This window comes from Stenotrophomonas sp. DR822, from assembly GCF_019793815.1.
Classification (GTDB): domain Bacteria; phylum Pseudomonadota; class Gammaproteobacteria; order Xanthomonadales; family Xanthomonadaceae; genus Stenotrophomonas; species Stenotrophomonas indicatrix.
The window spans coordinates 263065-282630 of sequence record NZ_CP081826.1 but is presented as its reverse complement, the minus strand read 5'-3'; the positions used below and the strand labels follow the sequence as shown (position 1 = coordinate 282630).

General features: G+C 68.3%; 6 protein-coding genes. All 6 read right to left on the bottom strand.

Features of this window, described 5'->3' with window-relative positions:
* Positions 1 to 15: 15 nt before the first annotated feature.
* Positions 16 to 12399, bottom strand: coding sequence for a filamentous haemagglutinin family protein (locus K5K93_RS01355; RefSeq protein ID WP_222389318.1), 12384 nt, complete (start codon positions 12397 to 12399; stop codon positions 16 to 18).
* A gap of 200 nt (positions 12400 to 12599) precedes the next feature.
* A complete protein-coding gene (locus K5K93_RS01350) occupies positions 12600 to 13790 on the bottom strand; it encodes a substrate-binding domain-containing protein (RefSeq protein ID WP_222389315.1) in 1191 nt (396 codons plus the stop codon).
* A gap of 255 nt (positions 13791 to 14045) precedes the next feature.
* Positions 14046 to 15245, bottom strand: coding sequence for a type II secretion system inner membrane protein GspF (gene gspF / locus K5K93_RS01345; RefSeq protein ID WP_222389313.1), 1200 nt, complete (start codon positions 15243 to 15245; stop codon positions 14046 to 14048).
* 7 nt (positions 15246 to 15252) lie between these two features.
* Positions 15253 to 16695 (bottom strand): type II secretion system ATPase GspE, encoded by a 1443-nt coding sequence (gene gspE, locus K5K93_RS01340; RefSeq protein ID WP_222389312.1) that lies wholly within the window; start codon positions 16693 to 16695, stop codon positions 15253 to 15255.
* Positions 16692 to 19067, bottom strand: a complete 2376-nt coding sequence (gene gspD, locus K5K93_RS01335; protein ID WP_222389310.1) for a type II secretion system secretin GspD — start codon at positions 19065 to 19067, stop codon at positions 16692 to 16694. Before gspD ends, gspE begins: the two co-directional genes overlap by 4 nt.
* Positions 19064 to 19558, bottom strand: coding sequence for a type II secretion system protein GspM (gene gspM / locus K5K93_RS01330; protein ID WP_222389307.1), 495 nt, complete (start codon positions 19556 to 19558; stop codon positions 19064 to 19066). The genes gspD and gspM overlap by 4 nt, the downstream gene beginning before the upstream one ends.
* Positions 19559 to 19566 lie beyond the last annotated feature (8 nt).

Genomic DNA, 19566 nt, shown 5'->3' with positions numbered 1-19566 from the left:
ACGCGTGGCGTGGGTCTACTGGGTCGGCTGCTTGCCCGCGTCTACGCGCGCCTGCGGGAACTGGAAGGCGCTGTTGACGTCGTAGCCGCTGGCGGCGGCTGTGTTTCCGCGTGCTGGCGGGTCGATGCTGCTGCTGGCACTGCCGAAGCCGAGAATCTGCACGCTGATCACCGACGGCTGGTTGCGCCGCGCATCGTCCTGGCTCTTGCGCATCACGTCCTGTGCGGCCTGGCTGGCGCTGTTGGCCGCAGCGCTTGCCGAAGCAAGCGCGTTGACGTTCACCGAGGCCAGCACCGGCAGGCCCTTGCTGTCGCCCTGCACCTGGATGTTGGCGGCGTTGAGCACCTGCAACGCCGCCAGGTTGATGTTGCCCGACACGCGGATACCTGCCTCGCCTGCATCAATGGTGCCCAGCGGCGCGATCAGGTCGACATCGCCTGGCGCCACTTCGGCGATCGGGTTCAACGTTGCGATGCCGGCGCCGCTGGCCGGTGCCTGCGGCGACAGGATGACGTTGCCCCACGTGTCGTAGACCCGACGCGGCGGGGTGTACAGCAGCGTGGTCTGCGAGCCACGGCCGGCGTTGATGTCGCCCTGCTCGGACCACGCCAGGATGTCACCACCAAAGGTGGTCATCACCCGCGACAGGCCCAGCAGCACGCTGTCCTGACTGAACAGACGGATGTCGCCCTGGCCCTGGGTGACCAGGCCCGCGCTGGCCGGAGGCACCACGCCCTGCACGCCCACCACGATCTGCCCGCCTGGCGCCATCAGCTCGATGTTGCCACCCGCTTCGGTGCGCACACCGGAGCCGCCATACATCACGATATCGCCAGTACGGTTGATCGTTGCGCCATTGGCATCCTTGTCCGGCATCAGCGTGGCGATCGCTTCGCGCCCGCGCAGATAGGAACCGAAACGCGGCCCTTCTGCATTGGTGTACTCACGACCACCTTCGCGCAGTTCAGCGTAGTAGACCTGGCGCAGGAAGATGCGCTGCTGCTCCTTCGGCAATGCGTCGAACACGGCCAGTGCATCCGAGCCTTCGCTGGAGATACCGAAGCGCTGCTGCAACCACTGCTTCAGTTCCTTGTCATGGATCTTGATCGCCTTGCCCGGCTGCGCCGCCAGCGACTGCGCTGGATCGGCGAGGTTGGCCGGGTCGAGGTAGCGCGTGCGCAATGCATCAAAATCGATGTGCTGGCTGCCCGCCGTCATCGCAATGCTTGCACCTGGGCGGGCATCACCCTGCACGATGCCGCCCAGGCTGACGATGCCGCCCACGTCCTCCTGCCGCAGCTGACGACCCGCACTGACCTCCAGATTGCCGGGACCGGCCACCACGGCATCCAGGTGTACGATGTCGCGCCCTGCGTCCACCACCGAAATATCGGTGGCTGTACTGTTCAGGGCGGTCAGCGAAACACCCAGGATGTCGCGCCCGGCGCGCATCTGCACCGCACCAGCCGCCTCGAACAGAGCAAACTGCGTGCGCTGGCTGCCGGAGCGATCCAAGGTACGCTGCGCACCCGATTGCAGGCCGATGATGTCGCCGCCCACGGCATAGAAGCGGCTGGGCGATAGTGCACCCGGCAGATTCGACAACGGTGTATTGGGACCGAACGCGAACAGCGGCAATGCCGCCTCCGGCGTCGCCGAATGGCCATCCACCGACAGATTGTGGTGCGGCCGCGTGAGGTTGCCGTTGCCATCGCCCACCTGGGCCATGAAGGCCGGATCGAACGGTCCCGGCATACGTGTATCCGCGGCCGAACGCGCGATCTGGGTGGCACCCGGCTGGGCGAAGATGCCGCCGCCGGCCAGTACATCCAGGCGGCCACTGGCCGAGGGTGCCAGCAGCAGTACGTCCTGGGTGTTGTCCTGCATGCTCAGGCGGTCGAAGGTGATGTTGCCCTGTGCGGCAACCGCGCTGAACCGCGAAGGATAGAGCCAGTACTGCAGCAGATCGCGCCCGCCGGCTTGCAGCTGCACCTGCTCGGCGCCGAGGTTGCTGCCGCTCAGATTCAGGGGTCCGGCCACGCCTGGCGAAAGATCGCCTCCGGCGCTGAAAAGGTCCACGGCGGTGGATGCGGTCCACAGCGAGAACCACGTGGTGCCGGCGGCGCGGCTGCCGTTGTCCTGGGTCACACCGCTGTAGTTCGCCACCGCTACCCGGCCAGCATCGCCAACACCACCCAGCACTACGTCACCGCGCGCCTGCAGCGATGCCGTGGCATCGCCCAGCACCAGCACCGGACCGCCCATCGCACGTGCGCTGTCGGCGGCGAACAGGTCGGCCGCACGCTGGCGGCCGAGTGTGCCGTAGTTCTCCAGCGTCACGCCCATGCCACCGATGCGACCGGCCTCCAGCAGCAGGCTGCCCCGCAGGTTGGTGAAAGTGCCGTTGAGATCGAGGTCCTGCGCTGCCCTGGCGGTGTTGAGGCTGGAGAACGTGGCCGTCAGCTCGGGATTCAGCACACCCCCGGTGCGCAAGCGCAGATCGCCACCGCCGGTCAGGTACAGCTGGCCATCACTGACCCGTCCGGTGGAACCGACCGCGGCAACGATCGCGCCCGAGTGCGGTGCGGTCATGAACCCCAGAGCATCGCCCATCGCCTCGCGCACACCGGCATTGCGGTCGGCGTCAAGCGTCAGATTGCCGCCACCGAGCGTACCGAAGCCGGTGAACCCCACCATCCGCGGCGTGCTGTCTACGGTGGCCGAGACGTTGGTGTAGGTGCCGAAGTTCACCCACCAGCTGGTCGGTACCGGCGCCACCCCGGTGGTGCTGCCCGTGCCTTGCCGCCAGAGCCAGCTGCCCACTGCGGCACTGCCATGCAGGGCCATGTCCCGGTCGGTGCTGCCCGACTCGGCGCGCGCGGTCCACACATCGCCGACGATGTCTCGCCCGGCCTCCACGCGCAGGTTGCCACCATGGTCCGGATACCACGCCTGGTAGCCCGCCAGTGCAGCATCGTAGCTGCCTGGCACCACGCCCTTGCCGAGCAGAGCGCTGTTCCAGGGCGCCGGCGCACGCGGCGAATTGAAGTCCGCATCACGACCGTTGCCGAGCGAGGTGGGTGTCCCTGCGGTGTAGACGCCGAATCCTGATTTCATCACCACGTCGCCGGCCGCCAGCAGTTCCAGATCTCCCCTGCCGGTGCGCAGCACGCTCCACGCGGGTGTGCCGGGGCGCTTGCCGTAGGTGGTCACCTCGGTCTGCGTGCCTCCGCCGAAGCAATAGGTGGGTGCCGATCCGCAGAACTCGTCTTCGGTCATGCCGAAGATCGCCGCGAAGTCCTTGGCCGACGTGCCGACGTAGGATTCATCGCCCCAGAAATCCAGCGAGCCCTGTGCGGCCACCTGCCGCGGCGCGGGGCCGCAGTAACCGTCTGCCAGTGCACAGAACTCGTCTTCGGTGTAACCGAAGATGTCGGCCAGTTCGGCGATCGGGCGGCCGGCATAGGAGGTATCCCCCATCCAGTCCAGCGAGGCCTGCTCGGTCAGCACGCGGTCGCCCACGAAAATGATCTCGGTCTTCACCGTGCCCACCGATCCCTGATGGGTATCGGCCAGCACCACGCTGCCGTCACTGCCCCAGCGACGCGTGCGCGGATCGGCAGCGTCGCTGTCCGCGCCGGCCACAGCGGTCAGGTCCCACGACGTCGTGCCTTCCGCCAGCATCGGCGCCAGCGCCCAGTTGCGGCCCTGGTTGCCATTGGCATCGGCAGGTCGCAGCTTCACCGGCGCATCGGTGGCCAGCTCCACCTTGGTCATGGAGGGAATGTATGCGCCCACTTTCAGGTCCACCGCCCGCGCCAGACGCAACGCGATCGGCAGCACAGCACCGGCGGGCCAATCCTGTGCAGCCATCTGCACGCTGCTGCGCAGACGGAAGCCGCCACCCAGGCGCGCGCCCGCCTCCAGCTGCAACGGCTGGTCAAGCAGGGTGCCGGCGGCGAAGGTCTGCCCATCAGCGGTGGTCACCGCCGCACCGAGCACGGTGCCGGCAGGCAGTCGCAAGCTGTCGGCGAGTGTCATCGCTGCGGGCAGCACGGTACCGGCCGGCAGCACAGCCGATTCCACCGGTACCGCATAGTTCAGCGTGGCGCCCGCCGGGAATTCGGTACCCGGCTGCAGCTGTACGCCGTCCACCGGCACCACCAGGCCACCACCGAACGACGTGTTGGCGGCACCACTGCTACGACCCTCGATCAGTTCCCAGCCGGCTTCATCCGGGTTGGCGGGCGGTGGCGCGAAGCCATCGTTGATGCTGCCATGGATGTTGAGGTTGCCTTCGGCCCGAAGCACCAGCGAGGCCGATTCGCCAAACCCGCGTCGTGCAGGGTCGAGACGGTCGGCATCGGGACCGTAGCGGTAGCCGGACAGGTCGATGTCACCGGAAACGGTCAGGTCGCCACCGGGGTTGTCCGCACTACGGCGCGCCACCACCTGCACGCCCGGACGTAGCCGGTGGCTGCCAAGCGCTGTGGTGCGCTGCTGCAGATCGGCATTGGCCAGCGCCCCGTCCATCCACGTACGGTTGTCCGGATCGACGATCTGGTCCAGCCACTGCTGGGTCACGACCTGCGCCCGGTTGCCGTGCACATCCACGCTGGAGGCCAGCGGTGCATCGTCATAGCGGCGCACGCCGTTGACCTGGATGTCGGCCGCACCGGTGATGCGCACACCGTTGGCAACGGCAATGGCCGCGTCATCGGCGCCGATCCGCGGCACATCGATTTTCAGCGTGCCGCGCGCAACGCCATCGTTCTGCCCGCGCTGGCTGCCCACGGCGACGCCGCTGCCGGCACGCAGGTCGATCGCGGCGCCAGCGCCGATGCTGACCTGGCCCGCCGCGCTGCCCAGTTCGACCGTCGCTCGGTTGGCGCTGTCGATGATCTTGCCGTAGCTGTCCACACGCAGGCCGCTGCCATGCGCGTCGAGCGTGCCGTTCACCTGCAGCGCATCACGGGCGTACAGGCGGATGCTGCCGACCTGCTCGCCGCTGGCGTCGATGCGCCCGGCCACGGTCAGGCGACCCTTGTCCACGCTGATGTCGACCCGTCGCGCCTTCACCTCGTCGCCGATCTGCAGGTCACCCTCGCCGATCTGGAAGGTGCGCGCGCCGGTCACGCCGCCGCTGTTCAGCCGCTGGTTCAAACCTGCGAAATCCAGCAGCTGGCGTGCACGCACCACCAGTTCGCCCGCGTCGTAGGGCACCACGGTGCCACCGGCGTCGTAGCGGCCGCTGGCCGCGCCGTCCACATGTCCGGCCAGATCCGCGCGACCGGCCAGGGCATTGACCGTCAATCGTCCACCGCGGTTGTTGCGCGCCGACACATCGATGCGCGAGGCGGCATCGGTGGTCACCTCGCCACTGTCACTGGACAGGAGCACGTCGCCGCCCCAGCTGTATTTGTCCACGTCGAACAGGCTGACCTTGCGACCCGCCAGATCCAGCGCCGCATGCGCACCCACGCCGATGCCCTGGCGTGCACTGGCCGACAGGCGGCCAGAGGCCAGCGCAACCGTGCTATCCAGCAGGATGCGATCGGCGTCGATGCTGAGTTCGCTGCCCAGCGCATCACCACCGGCCTTGCCGTTGCCTCCATGCAGGGCGAAGCTGCCGCCGGTGCGCAGGGCCAGCTGTGCGCCGGCGTCGGCGGTCAGCAGGGGCGTGCTGATGGCCACGCTGCCGCCGCTGTACTGCCAGCCCTTGTCTGCCAGGTACTCGCCGCGCTGCTGGTACACATCCAGTGTTCCCTTCGCCGAGAACACCATCTGTTCCGAAGCCCCGAGGTTCAACGCGCTGAAGCCAAGTACCCGACGGTTGGCCGCGACCTCGGAGCTGGGCCTGCTGTACGGCGCACGCCCCAGCGTCAGGGTGCGCGTGAGGATATCCAGCTGGCCCTCGCCCAAGCGATCCACCATCGGCTCTGCCGGCGGCACGGCCGCGTTGCTGCCCGGGGCCTGCGTGGCCGCCAGCGCACCATCCCACACCAGCGTATCCACCAGGATGCGCGCACGGTCGCTGGCGTTCCCATAGCCGTGGATCGCCTGCGCACCCAGCACCAGCGTGCGCAGGCTGCCAACGCCGGTGGCGCTGTCGCGCGCATCCAGGTCGACGCTGCCGAATACATTCACCGAATCGCGCGCCACCAGGCTCAGCGTGTCCAGCGCAGGTGCGCCGGTAGCCACGTTGCCACGCAGCAGTTGCTGCAGCACCCTCTGGTTCATGGTCATGCCGGCAGGCAGTGCACCCGCTGCTGCCGCCTGTGCGATGGCTTCGGCGCTGCCCAGGTTCAATGCAGCCATGCTGACGCCCAGCTGGCGCGTGCCGTAGCTGGCCGAATCGCGCAGTTGCAGGGTGCCGTCGGTGGCGACGGCGATGCTGCCGTCGGACACCAGGCGCGCTTGTCCCTCGCACGCGTCCTGGCAGCCGCCGATATCGATCGCCACCGGGCCGGCGGCAACGCCTGTGGAACCGGTGATCAGGTTCAGGCGCTGGTTGGACACCGCCAGCAGGCCGCCCGTGACCTGGTAGGGCAGCGTGTCGACGGCGTCGCCGCCGGCGCGTGCGTAGGGCAATGTGTCCACGGTCGCCCCGGCTTCGACCAGAATGCCACTGCCACCGGAGGCTGCTGCCACCAGGACTTCCGGCGCCTGCAGCGTGGCCCCGGAACGGATCGCCACGCTGCGGGCCTGGCCGGTCACCGCCACCTGCGACGCCGCCTGGTTGATCTGACCACCGATCACCATGCGCGCGGGCTGGAACGCATTGAGTGCCTGGTCGGTGAAGGTCACGCCACGATCGCGCGCCTGCGCCACGCCCTCCGCACCGATGATCTCCAGCGTGCCGATGGCCGGGTTGGCCATCGAAGCAACCAGGGTGCCGCCACGTCCCTTGTCGTTGGCGGCGGCAAAGCGCGCGGTACCGGCGAAGTCGATTGCCGCCGCGCCCTGGCGTCCGGCGCCCTCGCCCAGCGCCAGGGTCAGGCCCAGCGCATCGATGGTCTGCCAGCCGCGCGATTCGCCGCGGCGGTCGGCCGTTGCCTGCACGAAGGCGTTGTAGCTGGTTTCGTTGTAACCCGAATGCCGCCGCACCGCCGCCGCCGGTGTCAACAGCAGGTCGGTCAGAAGCGGCGATTCCACACCGCCCAGATCGCCACGCTGGTGGCCGGACACGCGCCAGGTGCCGGTGCCGGTCTGAAGCGGCCGGGAGACGCCGGACGCACCGGTCGCGCCAAGCTCGACACGGAACGCACCGGGCTGCAGAGCGAAGTTGGCCGGCAGCAGGGTGTAGGTGCCCGCCGGCAACCCGGGAACACCCGCCGGCACGGTGATCTGCTGACCGATGCCGGGCGCGGCGAAGCCGTCGGTGCTGGTGGGCGCAAACGCGCCCGTATAGCCGGGCACGATGGCATACACCGGGTTGCCCGAGGCACTGAACGCATAGCGGGGATTGGCATCGGCCAACGCGGTGCGCAGTACGTCCACCGAACCGCCCCGCCCGGAGATGAAGGCTGCACCGGTCAGGTCGCCGCCACCGGACATGTCCAGCAGCGCGTCCGGGCTCACGTTCACCTGGTTGGCTTTCAGGGTGACGCCCATCGAGCTGATGCCACCAGCGGTCAAGGAATCCACGCTGCGGCTGCCGATGCGCCAGTTGACGCCATCGGCGGTACCGCCATAGGGCAGCGCCAGGCCGGCACCGCTGGTGGAGGTGATGCTGCCGGGCAGCAGTTCCACCCGCCCGCCGGCAGTACCGCCCACGGCCAGACCACCCAGCTGCAGTGTTCCCATCGGCGCCCACACCGCACCGCCCTGCTGCACGGTAGCGGCCACCAGCCGCAGCGAACCGAACGCCGATGCAGGGACACCCGATGCTGTGCCGTTGCCCTGGATGCGCAGCACCGCATCCGGGTTCGCCCAGTAGTCGACGGTGTCCACGGTCTGCGCCGATGCACCCGCCACCACCCGGCCCACCGCCCCGAACGTCGGATACAGGCGCGCGGCGGTCAGGTCGATCGAGCCCGGTGCCAGCAGCGAACTGACCGCCGCGTTGCTGGCGATGCTGGAAAGAAGGCGCACATCGCTGCGGCTGTTCAACGAGAGATGGTCGAAACTGGGCAGCCAGGTGACATCGCGAAGATCGATGAGATCGCCGTTGACCGCCAGCGCATGATCGCCCGCGGTATCTGACACCGCACCCTGGGGGAACTGCAGGCTCTCGCCCGACAGCTGCTGCCAGCGCGCCTGCGCAAGGCGCACATACGGGGCCGACAGCGATATCGCGCTGGAGGTGCTCGCGCCTGCGGCCACGCCCAGGCTGGACTGCCCCTGCCCATGGATGCGCAGGGACCCGGCCATGCGCAGGTCGACATTGCCAAGCGTGCGGATGTCGCCGAAGACCGACAGATTGTCGAATTCGCCGGCCTGGATCTGCTGCACCGACAGTGCGGCGTGCCCATAGTCCAGCCGCGCTGGCAGCGACGTCTCGGCCGCAGTCTGCTGGCTGAGCGTGATCGCCCGTTCGCGCAGCACCTCCTCGGTTGCTCCGCGTGCATGCACGCTGCCGCCGAAGGCGAGGCCCAGCGTTCCACCACGCGCCCCACTGCCACCGGCCGCCGCATCCATCGCCCCTTGCAGGTACAGCGCATTGGCCGAACGCAGCACTATCTGCCCCCCGTCGCTGTCGACCCGGGTACGGCCCTGGCCGTCGATGTCCAGCTCGGCCGAAGCGCCGCGTGCGTCCAGGCGCGCGCCCCGCTCGACCACGATGAAGGCTTCCGGCGGCCGGTTGTCGACGAAAGCCGACGTCTCCCAGTCGAGGGCGCCACCGATCTCGATGCGCCCACCCGTCCGCACCTGGCCGCGCAGGCGGCCAGCGCCGTCGACCATCGACACCGAATCGGCGCTGGCGTCCAGTACCGCACCGTCATCGATCCGCCAGGTGCGCTCGCTGCGCTGGCCGGCGTACAGCGCCGTATCCGGGCGCACATCGTCGATGCTGATGCGGCCGCCTCGGGCCTGCAGCGTCCCCTCCACGTCGATGTTGCCCGCACCGAGCAGGGTGATCGCCTGGCCCGGATCGACGGCGACCCGTGCATCGCGGCCCACCCGAAGGTCGCCGCCCACGCTGTTGCGGTCCGAGCGCAGGGTGATACTGGCCCCGCTGCGCTGCCGGATGCGCCCACTCTGCGGATCGGCGGCATACAACGGTGCCAACCACGGCTGCAGCGCGGAGGCACGATCCCGCGCCGTGCGTGCGTCTTCAGCCAGGCGCAGGCCCGGCATGCGCGCGACCAGCTGGGTACCGTCGGCGACCTCCAGGCCCTGGTGCGCGTTGATGTCGTACTGCGCGAAACCACTGCCGAACAAGGCGGTGTCAAGCTGCAGCACCGTCACGTCCTGCTCCGCTGCGCCGACGACCGCCTTGCCTCCGGTACCCAGCGCGAACGTGCCGCCGCCCTCGCCACGTCCGCTGATATGGCTGCCTTCACCCAATTGCACGCGACCACTGCCGTCGGTAGCCACCTCGGCAGTGTTGGCCTGCAGGCTCACGCCTCCGCCCTTGCCGATGCGGCCCTTGCCCTGCATGTCCAGCGCAGCACCGGCGTCGACATCGATGGCCACCCGGCTGCCCACAGTGACGTCATGGCTGCTCTGCAGGCGCAGGCTGCCACCGTCGGTCCACGCACGGCCACTGTCCTGCCCGGCACCGAACGCCGCATTGCTCCAGCCACCGGCAAGATCGATGCGGGTATCGTCGGCGATGGCGACGCTGGCGCGGCCATCGCGCAGCAGCGCTGTCGGCCGCCCGAGCACGTCCAGCAGGTTGCCCGCCTGCAGCTGGCCACCGACGATGCGGATGTCACCGGCCACGTTCACCGTGCTGCCGATCAGGTTGAGCGCGCCGCCCGCCTGCAGCGCCAGCGGTGCGTCGACCGCGACGCTGCCTGCGCTGGCGAGGTCCATGGAGCCCCACTGCTGCGCGTTGACCAGTCCGGCATCCAGCCAGACCGTGTTGCGCCGCTCACTGGCGATCGGCGACTGCAGCGACAAACCCGCTGTCGCTGTCGTTGCGCCGCGAACACGCACGTCCGAGTCGAACACGCCGTTGCGACCCTGGGCGTCATAGCGCCCCAGATACAGCCCGGCGTTGCGCGCCACTGCCGTCTGCGCCTGCGCATAGCCTTCCAACGCAGCATCCGGCCGTCGCCCCTGCTGCGCGCCCTGGAAGGTGGTGGTCTCCACCTGGCCGTCCAGCACCGCGGTCGGTGCGGACACTACAAGGCGCCCGGCGTCGCGGCCGACGGTATAACCGTTGTCAGTCCGCTGCGCGGCGAAAACGATGGGATTGCGGAACGCCTCGGTGACACCCCAGCGCTCCTGCTTCACCTCGTAGCCCTTGTACAGACCATCGAACAGCATCTCCGCCGGCGCGTCGTCCAGCCGATATACCTGCCCATCGATGCCGCGCAACCAGCTCTGCTGTATCGCCCCACTCTGCACATCCAGGCTACCGCCTGCCAGATTGACCCGCGAGCCTGCGGCCGCGACCACCTCGCTGCCGCCCAGCAACACGGTGCCGCCCTGCGCAGCCCATTCGCTGATGGAGTGGCCCTGGTTGTCCAGATAGCCGCCCACCTCCAGCAGGCCCCCGGCGGCATACCAGCGATCGCCTTCGTGGCCGCCGGTGCCCGCCGGCACGTGGATCAGCTGCCGACGGTCGATCCATACTTCGCTGCTGGTCAGCTTGCCGCTGTCGCGGTTGTCGGGCGAATCGCGCAGTTCATTGCCCTGCACCTTCACCTGTACGTTGTTGCTTTCCATCGCCACATGCACACCTACCGCGCCGGAGACATCCACACGCGCGCCGTTGTCCAGCTGGCTGCGGCGACCGGCATCGGCGATCACCTGGCCGCCGGTAGCTACCGTCAGCGAGCTGCCCTGGAAATGGATGTCGCCCCCGGAAACGATCTCCACCCGCGACTGGTCGCGCCGATCGCCGTGCAGGGACAGATTGTCGAAGGTCGTCGTCCGCGACGCTGCACGAAGCGCATCCTGTTCGGCCGACTCCTTCAGCAGTGCATCGCGCTGGGTATCCAGTGCGCGGGCCTTGCCATCGTCTTCGATCAGCACCGCTGTGGTCGAGCCTTCGGCCAAGGTGACCTTGGCCCGGGTGTCACTGGCCGAGGCCAGCAGGTGCACGGTACCGCGTTGGCCCAGCGTGGTGCTGGCCACGGCCACACCGGCCTGCTCGACGCTGCGTCCGGCCAGGGTGATGTCGCCCTCGCGGGCCAGCAGCAGGCCAGTATTGCGGACGCTGCCGGCACTGCTGTCGTTGACCAGGCGCGGCGCGATTTCGTTGCCGCGTGTGGTCGAAGCGGTATTGGCCGCAGTACCCACGCCACGGCGGATCACGAAGCTGTCGCCGGCCGCCAGCTGGACCTGGCCCTTGCGCGTCTCGATCTGGCCAGCATTCTCCACACTGTGGCCGGCCAGCAACACATAGCCGCCGCCACGCGTTGCGCTGGTTGGTTCATGCGTGGTGATGCGCGCGCCGCGCTCAACCATGACCTTGCCCACTGCATCGGTGAGGGCCGAGGTGTTCGTGTCGGCGCTGTACAGGCCGTTGTCACGGAACTGCGCGTCGCTGATGCGTGCGGCAGCAGCAACCAGGTTGCGGACGTTGACCTGGCTGTTGTTGCCGAACACCACGCCGTTGCGGTTGGCAACGAACACCGTGCCGTTGGCCTTCAGCTGGCCCAGGATCTGGCTGGGCCGCGCGCTGGGATCGTTGACCCGGTTCAACACCGCCCAGTCGGGGTTCTGCAGGAAGTTCAGGGTGGTGTTTCCACCGATGTTGAAGGTTTCCCAGTTCAGGATCGCCTGGTCAGCCGTCTGCTCGATGCTGACCTGTACGCGGCCATCGCTGCCCTGCGACTGGATCGCCTCGCGCGCATTCACCCAGCCGCGCGTCAGGGGGTTCTCGTCGACCTTTAGTCCATCCTTGCCCAATCCATCGGCCACCACGAAGCCGGCCTCGCGACGCGACTGCCGGGCCTGTTCCTGCATGCGTTGCTGCAGGGCGATCGCCTGCGCCGCAGTACCCAGGTTGTCGATCGACTGCTGCAGCTTCTGCCGCGCCGCGTCCTGCTGCTGCGCGGGCAACTGGAACTGGATGGGCACGCCATTGGGCATGCGCCCGCTCTGTGCGGCCGCACCCTGCGCCTCGCCGCGGTCGGCGAACCAGCCCGGGCTGAATGCCTGCTGCGCATGGCTGGCGGGGGCAGCCAGGGTTCCCAATGCCACCGCGATGGCCCAGGCCATCGGGTGCTTGCGGCGCATCGGCGCAGCCGAATGAACAGCGGACGTGTGCGGGAGCGACATCGGAACCTCTTCAACCTGGTGGGCCGCAGCTGCGGCAGCGAGCGGGAGGCACGCGCAACGCGTGCCCTGCCACTGATAGACGGTTCCCGTGACATGAAGCCGACAGCAATGCGCTGCACCGACCCGCACGTTCGCCGAAAAAGTGACGCCGGCCCAAGGGGCCGGCGTCGGTCAACACAGATTGCAAGCAACGGGCGCGATTACAGCGGACGGCCGATGCCAGCGCAGGTGCTCGGGTTGTTCAGGCCGGCGGCGTTGCCGGCGAGCACGAAGCGGTTGCGGATCGCATCGCGCCAAGCCTTGGTCAGCGGGATGAAGCCGTGGTCAGTAATCGCCTTGGCATGGGCCACCAGCGCCGGGGTGGCGGTGTAGTCAGTGGCGTAGTGGCGCATCAGGAAGCCACGCAGGCTGTTGGCGACGGTCGAATCCTTGTAGCACTGGCCGATGACCAGGTTGGTGTAGCCGGCGATCGGATAGCCAGCCGAGGGATTGCCGAACACCGGCACCCAGTTGGCCGGGTTCTCGGCCGCGGTGCCGGTCGGCGGCGCGACGGTTTCCAGGGTGGCCTGCACGCTCACCTGGTCCGGCGAGAAGCCCTTGACCTTTGCAACCTTGGTGGCATCGGTCAGGCTCGGGATCACGTCCGGACCCACATAGCCGATGCGGCCGGCCTGCGCGTACACGGCGCTGTACAGCGAGCTGCCACCGGTGGCCGGGGCGGCCACAAGGAAAGCCGGCAGGTTGTTGTTGGCATCACGCTTGTACAGATCGGCAAAGGTCGACTTGATGGCGAACTTGCCATCGACCAGGTTCGAGGTGGCCGCCACTTCCGGTGCACAGGCGGCGGTCAGGAAGCGGGTGAACATTTCGCTGGTGCCGCTGCTTTCCGGACGGTAGACCACCTGGATCGGGCCACTACGGTTGGCATCGATGGTCGACCAGTCAGTGATCGCACCGGAGAACACACCGCAGATCTGCGCCACGCTCAGGTCAACCGCCGCGCCGGCCTTGTTGAACGGAATGGTCACCGAGGTAGCCACCGACGGCACCTGGATCAGGTTGCCATAGCGGTTGGCATTGCTGGTCTGGTTGTAGTTGGTGGTGTAGGTGCTCAGTTCGGTCGAGCTCAACACCGAGTCACTGCCGGCAAAGTGCACGGTGCCGGTGGTCGCGAACAGCGCCGAGTTGTTTTCCAGGAAGGCCTTCTTGCCGGTGCCCGAACCGGTCACGGCGTAGCTGAAGTTGCTCGGCAGGATGCTGTCGGCCTGGCCCTTGTAGAGGTCGGCCGGCAGCGAAGCGCCACCACCGGTAACGGTCTGCGCCGAAGCGGCACCGGCAGTGGCGAGCAGCGCGGCAGCAACCAGCGCGGCCAGGGTCTTGTACTTGGTCATGATCTTCTCCTGAAGGGTTTACTGCGAAGGTGAAACACCAAGGGAGGAACGGTCACTACACGCCTGCTGCCGCCGAGGGCCTCCCAGCCCACTCTGCGGCGACAGGGACATGCTGGCCGTCGCCGATGACAGGCCGCTTAAGAAACCTGTGGAAGATCGAGAAAAGGTGTGGAGGATTGTGTGGAGAATCGAAAGCCTGCCGCGCTGCGCGCTCGCCGGGCATGGACCGTCGCTACCCGTGATGCGCTTCGCGCATCACTGCACCAGCTGGTTCATTTCCATGATCGGCATCAGCACGGCCAGCACGATGGTCAGCACCACGCCCCCCATCACCAGGATCATCGTGGGCTCCAGCAATGCAGTGAGTGCCATCGCGCGGCGTTCGATTTCGCGCGAGATGGTCTGTGCAGCGCGGTCGAGCAACGGCGCCAATGAACCGGTCTTCTCGCCGCTGGCCACCAGATGCACCAGGATCGGCGGATACACTTTCTGCACCTTCAGTGCAGCGCCAAGCGAAGTACCTTCGCGCACGCGTGCGGCCACATCATCGGCACAGCGCGCCAGCAGCGCATTGCCCAGTGTCTGTCGTGCGGCGTCCAGGGCGCGCAGCAAGGGCACGCCGGCATCAAGCAGGATCGCCAACGTCGATGCGAAGCGTGCACTGTTCACGCCCAGCACGAAACGGCCCACCATCGGTACGCGCAGCAGCAGGCTGTCCCAGCGCAGGCGCAGCTCCGGCCGCCGCAGGGCCAGCCGCCAGCCGACCACCAGCGCGCCGATACCGATCCCCGTCCATACGCCCCACGCGCGCACGAAAGCACTGGCCGCCAGCATCACCTGGGTCAGCATCGGCAACGTCTGCCGCGCCTGCACGAACGCTGTCACCACCTGGGGTACCACGTAGCTGAGCAGGAAGATCACGATCGCCACCGACACCAGGCTGATCGCCGCCGGGTAGATGAAGGCCGTCAGCACCTTGGCCTGCAGTGCATTGCGTTCTTCGATGTAGTCGGCCAGGCGCTCCATCACCCGCGCCAGATCGCCGGAATCTTCGCCCGCACCCACCAGGGCACGATAGATCGCGGGAAAGTCGCGCGGCCGCGCCGCCAGCGCCACGGTCAACCGTTGGCCGGCGCGTACATCGGCACGCACCGCAGTGAGTGCCTGCGCAACGTGCGGGCGTTCGGCCTGCTCGATCACGGCGCTCAATGCGCTTTCCAGCGGCAGGCTGGCGGCCAGCAGGCTGGCAAGTTGCCGCGTGGCCCAGGCCAGTTCGCTGGCCGACAGCCTGCGCGTGCCCCAGCCACTGCCAGCACTGCGTGCGGCTGATACCTGTACCGGTGTCAGCCCACGCCCGCGCAGTTGCTGGCGCACGCCGCGCGCGTTGTCGGCGTCCAGCTGTCCCTTCTCGATGCGCCCCTGCGCGTTGGCGGCCTGGTAGTCGAACAGTGCCATGCGCGCCTCAGTCGTCGCCGGTCACGCGCAGGATCTCCTCCAGCGTAGTCACCCCGCTGTCGACCCAGCGCTGCCCGTCCTGGCGCAGGGTGCGCATGCCGGCGCGCCGCGCGGCCTCGCGCAGCGCAGGTTCGCCCTGCCCTTCATGGATCAGTGCCCGCACGCGCTCATCCACCACGAACAGTTCGTGGATACCGGTGCGCCCGCGGTAGCCGCTGTTCGCACAGGCGGGGCAGCCTACGGCCCGCCACACGGTGCGGCCCTCGGCATCCACTTCGGCACGCCGGCACTGCAGGCACAGCCTGCGAACCAGCCGCTGCGCCAGCACGCCACGCAACGATGAGGCCAGCAGGAAAGGTTCCACGCCCATGTCCGCCAGTCGGGTCACCGCCGAAATCGCATCGTTGGTATGCAGCGATGCCAGCACGCCGTGACCGGTCAGCGACGACTGCACCGCGATCTGCGCCGTTTCCAGGTCACGGATCTCGCCGATCATGATGGTGTCCGGATCCTGGCGCAGGATCGCGCGCAATGCGGTGCCGAAACTCATGCCGATGCGCGCGTTGACCTGGATCTGGCCGATACCGGCAAAGTCGTACTCCACCGGGTCTTCCACCGTGAGGATGTTGCTGGTGCTGCTGTCGAGCTGCCCCAGTGCCGCATACAGCGATGTGGTCTTGCCACTGCCGGTGGGCCCAGTCACCAGCACGATGCCATGCGGCTGCCGGATCAACCCGGTGAAGGTGGCCAGCGTATCGTCGGCCATGCCGAGGCGTTGCAGCTGCAGCCGCCCGGCATCCTTTTCCAGCAGGCGCAGCACCGCTCGTTCGCCGTGCCCGGTGGGCACGGTGGAGACGCGGATATCCAGCGGCCGGCCCCCCACTCGGATCGCAATGCGCCCATCCTGCGGCAGGCGCTTCTCGGCGATATCCAGGTGGGCCATGATCTTGATGCGCGAGACCAGCGCCGCGTGCAACGCACGTCGTGGCTGCACCATGTCACGCAGGGTGCCATCGACGCGGTAGCGCACCACCGAATGGGTTTCGAAAGGTTCGATGTGCAGATCGCTTGCACCGTCACGCGCGGCCTGTGCAAGCAGGGCGTTGATCATGCGGATCACCGGCGCGTCGTCCTGTGCATCCAGCAGATCGGTCACCTCGGGCATGTCCTGCATCAGCCGGTCGAGATCGACTTCACTTTCGGCCGCGCCCACCACCGCAGCGGCATCGCCACCGTCACGATACTGCTCGCCCAACCGCTGCTGCCAGGCCGCCGCATCCAGCACCTGGAACGGCAGCGGCCCGTGCCGGCGCCGCAGTTCGGCCACCGCCCAGGCGGCGGTCTCGGCAGTTCCCAGCAGGACCGGCGCGCCGCCTGCTTCGGCCAGCATCACCCCGTGGCTGCGCACCCAGGCATACGGCAGCGCTGGCGGCGGCGTGGCCATGCTCATGGGCCGATGACCAGTTCCGGGGTGTAGCCCAGCCCGCGCAGCTGCTGCAGCGCCGGGTCGAGCGTGGCCGGGTCGCGTGCCACCCGCACCCGCAGTCGCTGTCCGGTTTCGCCCGGCGTGGTTTCGGCATAGGCCTGCAGGCCAAGCGCGCGCACCTGTGCCACGGCCTGCGTGGCACGTGCTGCATCCAGCCCCTGCGCGAACTGCACCACCTGCACAGTGCTCTCGCTGGCTGGATACAACGCCGCAAGGCTGCCGTTCTGCGGCGGCTGGCCCTGGCCATCGCGTGCATTGCCCTGGCCCAGCACCGACAGGTCCTGCGGCGGAAGCTGCGGTGCCGGCAGCGCCGGCAACGCCCAGCTCTGTACCGGCTGCGCGGCCGCCTGTGCATTGCGCATGTAGTCGTAGCGGTCGCGCGTCAGGCGCTGCCCGGCGGCCGGGTCGCGCACCACGTGCGGGCGCAGGAACACCATCAGGTTGGTCTTGGCCCGCTTGCGCGTATCGCTGCGGAACAGCGCGCCCAGCACCGGGATCTTTCCCAGCCCCGGAACAGCATCGCGGCCATGGCTGACGCTGTCTTCCAGCAGACCGCCCAGTACCATGATCTGGCCGTCATCAAGCAGCACGCTGGTATCCAGCGCCCGCTTGTTGGTGATGATGCCGGCGCTGCCCGAGCTCTGCGCATCGATGCTGCTGACTTCCTGGTAGATGTCCAGCTTCACCGTGCCGCCCTCGGAAATCTGCGGGCGCACCCGCAGCTTCAGGCCCACGTCCTCGCGTTCGATGGTCTGGAACGGGTTGTTGCTGCCACCGCCGCCATCGGTCACATAGCGGCCACTGACGAAGGGCACGGTCTGCCCGACCATGATGCTGGCCGCCTCGTTGTCCAGCGTCATCAGGTTTGGCGTGGAGAGGATGTTGGCGCCGCCTTTGCTCTGCAGTGCGTTGGCCAGCGCCTTCATGTTGAGGATCTGGCCGACGCCGGGCAGGTTGATCGTGCCGTCGATCACGCCGATGTTCAGCCCGTCTTTCGGCAGCACGTCGAGCGTGGTGCGCGCGGTGGTGTTCAGCCCACTGCCGCCGGTGGTGCCGCCGAAGTGGGTGCCACCGAAGGTGCGACCGTTGCCCAGCATCCATTGCACGCCCAGTTCGGCGGCATCGGTCTGGTTGACCTCCACGATCAGGCTCTCCACCAGCACCTGCGCCCGACGCTGGTCCAGCTGGTCGATCACCCGCCGCAGGTTGCGGTACACCGGCTCCGGGGCAGAGATCAGCAAGGTGTTGGTGGCGATGTCGGCCTGCACCGAAATGCCGTTCTGGCTGAAGCCGGTGCTGCCGGCATCGATCGGTTCGCGACGGCCGGGATCAAGCCGCGGCGATTCCAGCGCATTGCCTTTGCTCTTGCCCTGCGCAGGCTGCGCCGGTGTGCTGGCATTGCGGCTGGTTTCGCCCGGCAATGCAGTGATGCCGTCGCTGCTGCCCATTGCCGGCGCATCGCTCTGCCCTGCCACCACGCCCCGCAGCACGCCGGCCAGCTGGGTGGCCTGGGCGTTGCGCAGGTACACCACGTGCAGGTTGCCGGACTCGTCCTGGGCCTTGTCCAGCTTCTCCACCAGCTGCCGCGCCAGGCGTGTGCGGCCCGGGCTGCTGGAACGCAGCAGCACGCTGTTGCTGCGCGGGTCGGCCATCACCACCACCTTCTGCGCCGGCTCCGCGCCCTGCGCGTCCAGCAGCGGTGCGACCATCGCCGCCACGTCCACGGCAATGCCCTGCTGCAGCTTCACCACGTCGGTGTCCATGCCGGCCGGTGTATCCACGCTGGCGATGACCCGCGCGATGCGCTCGAGATTGTCGGCGTAGTCGGTGATGACCAGCGTGTTGTTGCCGGGGTTGGCGGTGATCGGATTGTCCGCGGTGATCATCGGCCGCAGCACCGCCACCAGTGCCGCGGCACTCTCGTAGCGCAGGGCAAACGTGCGCGTGGCTATCTCACCGCCTGCGCCACCGGCGCCAACGCGGCCGCCCAGCAGCTTGGCATCGGCCTGCGGCACCACCCGGCTGACGCCCCCGCCTTCGACCACGGCAAAACCGCGCATGCGCAATGCACCCAGCAGCAGCTGGTAAGCCTGCACGCGGCTGACCGGCCCATCGGAGACCACGGTCATCTTGCCGCTCACCCGGGGGTCGACCAGGAACTGGCGGCCGGTGAAGCGTGCCGCCATGCGCAGCACCCCACCGATGTCGGTGTCCACCAGGTTCAGCTGCACCGGTTCGCCATTGGCGTCCTGCGCCTGCACCGGCGCCGGAAGATGGGCCAGGCCCACCACCAGTGCCAATGCCGCGCTGCAGCCCAGGCTGCGCATCGCCTTCATGGATGGCCACCGCCATGGGCGGCCATCACGATGTTTCCGGAAATCCGTGCCGCCGGCATGTTCGCGTCCCCTGTGCGTTGCAGTTGCAGTTGCTGCAGTTCGATGGCCGGATCGGCCAGCAGAGGCAGCAGCCAGTTCCAGAGCGCATCGGCGGGCACACTGCGTACCTGCAGGTGCCAGCGCCCGTCGCGCGTTTCGATATGCAGGCTGCCGGCCAGGCCGGCAGCGGTGATCTGTTGGCGCAGCCCGGCAAGTGTCGGCCGCCCGCCTTGCGCCTGCCGCTGTTGTTCACGGGCGCGCAGCAGCGGTGCAAGTGCTGCCGCCTGCGCCTGCAGCCGTGGAAGCTCAGCCTGCCAATGGCTGCGCTGCTTAAGCAGCGGCTGCAGCCAGCCCAGCCACAGTGCGGCCGCCGCTATCGCCGCAGCCATCAACAGCAGCATCGCGCGCTCGCGCGCCGCCAGCCGCTGCCAACGCTGCGTCAGCCCGCGCATGACGCCCG

What these genes read in the sequence shown, in the direction of transcription:
- K5K93_RS01355 (WP_222389318.1), bottom strand. Translation starts at nt 12,399, where the DNA reads ATGTCGCTCCCGCACACGTCCGCTGTTCATTCGGCTGCGCCGATGCGC.
- K5K93_RS01350 (WP_222389315.1), bottom strand. Translation starts at nt 13,790, where the DNA reads ATGACCAAGTACAAGACCCTGGCCGCGCTGGTTGCTGCCGCGCTGCTC.
- gspF (WP_222389313.1), bottom strand. Translation starts at nt 15,245, where the DNA reads ATGGCACTGTTCGACTACCAGGCCGCCAACGCGCAGGGGCGCATCGAG.
- gspE (WP_222389312.1), bottom strand. Translation starts at nt 16,695, where the DNA reads ATGAGCATGGCCACGCCGCCGCCAGCGCTGCCGTATGCCTGGGTGCGC.
- gspD (WP_222389310.1), bottom strand. Translation starts at nt 19,067, where the DNA reads ATGAAGGCGATGCGCAGCCTGGGCTGCAGCGCGGCATTGGCACTGGTG.
- gspM (WP_222389307.1), bottom strand. Translation starts at nt 19,558, where the DNA reads ATGCGCGGGCTGACGCAGCGTTGGCAGCGGCTGGCGGCGCGCGAGCGC.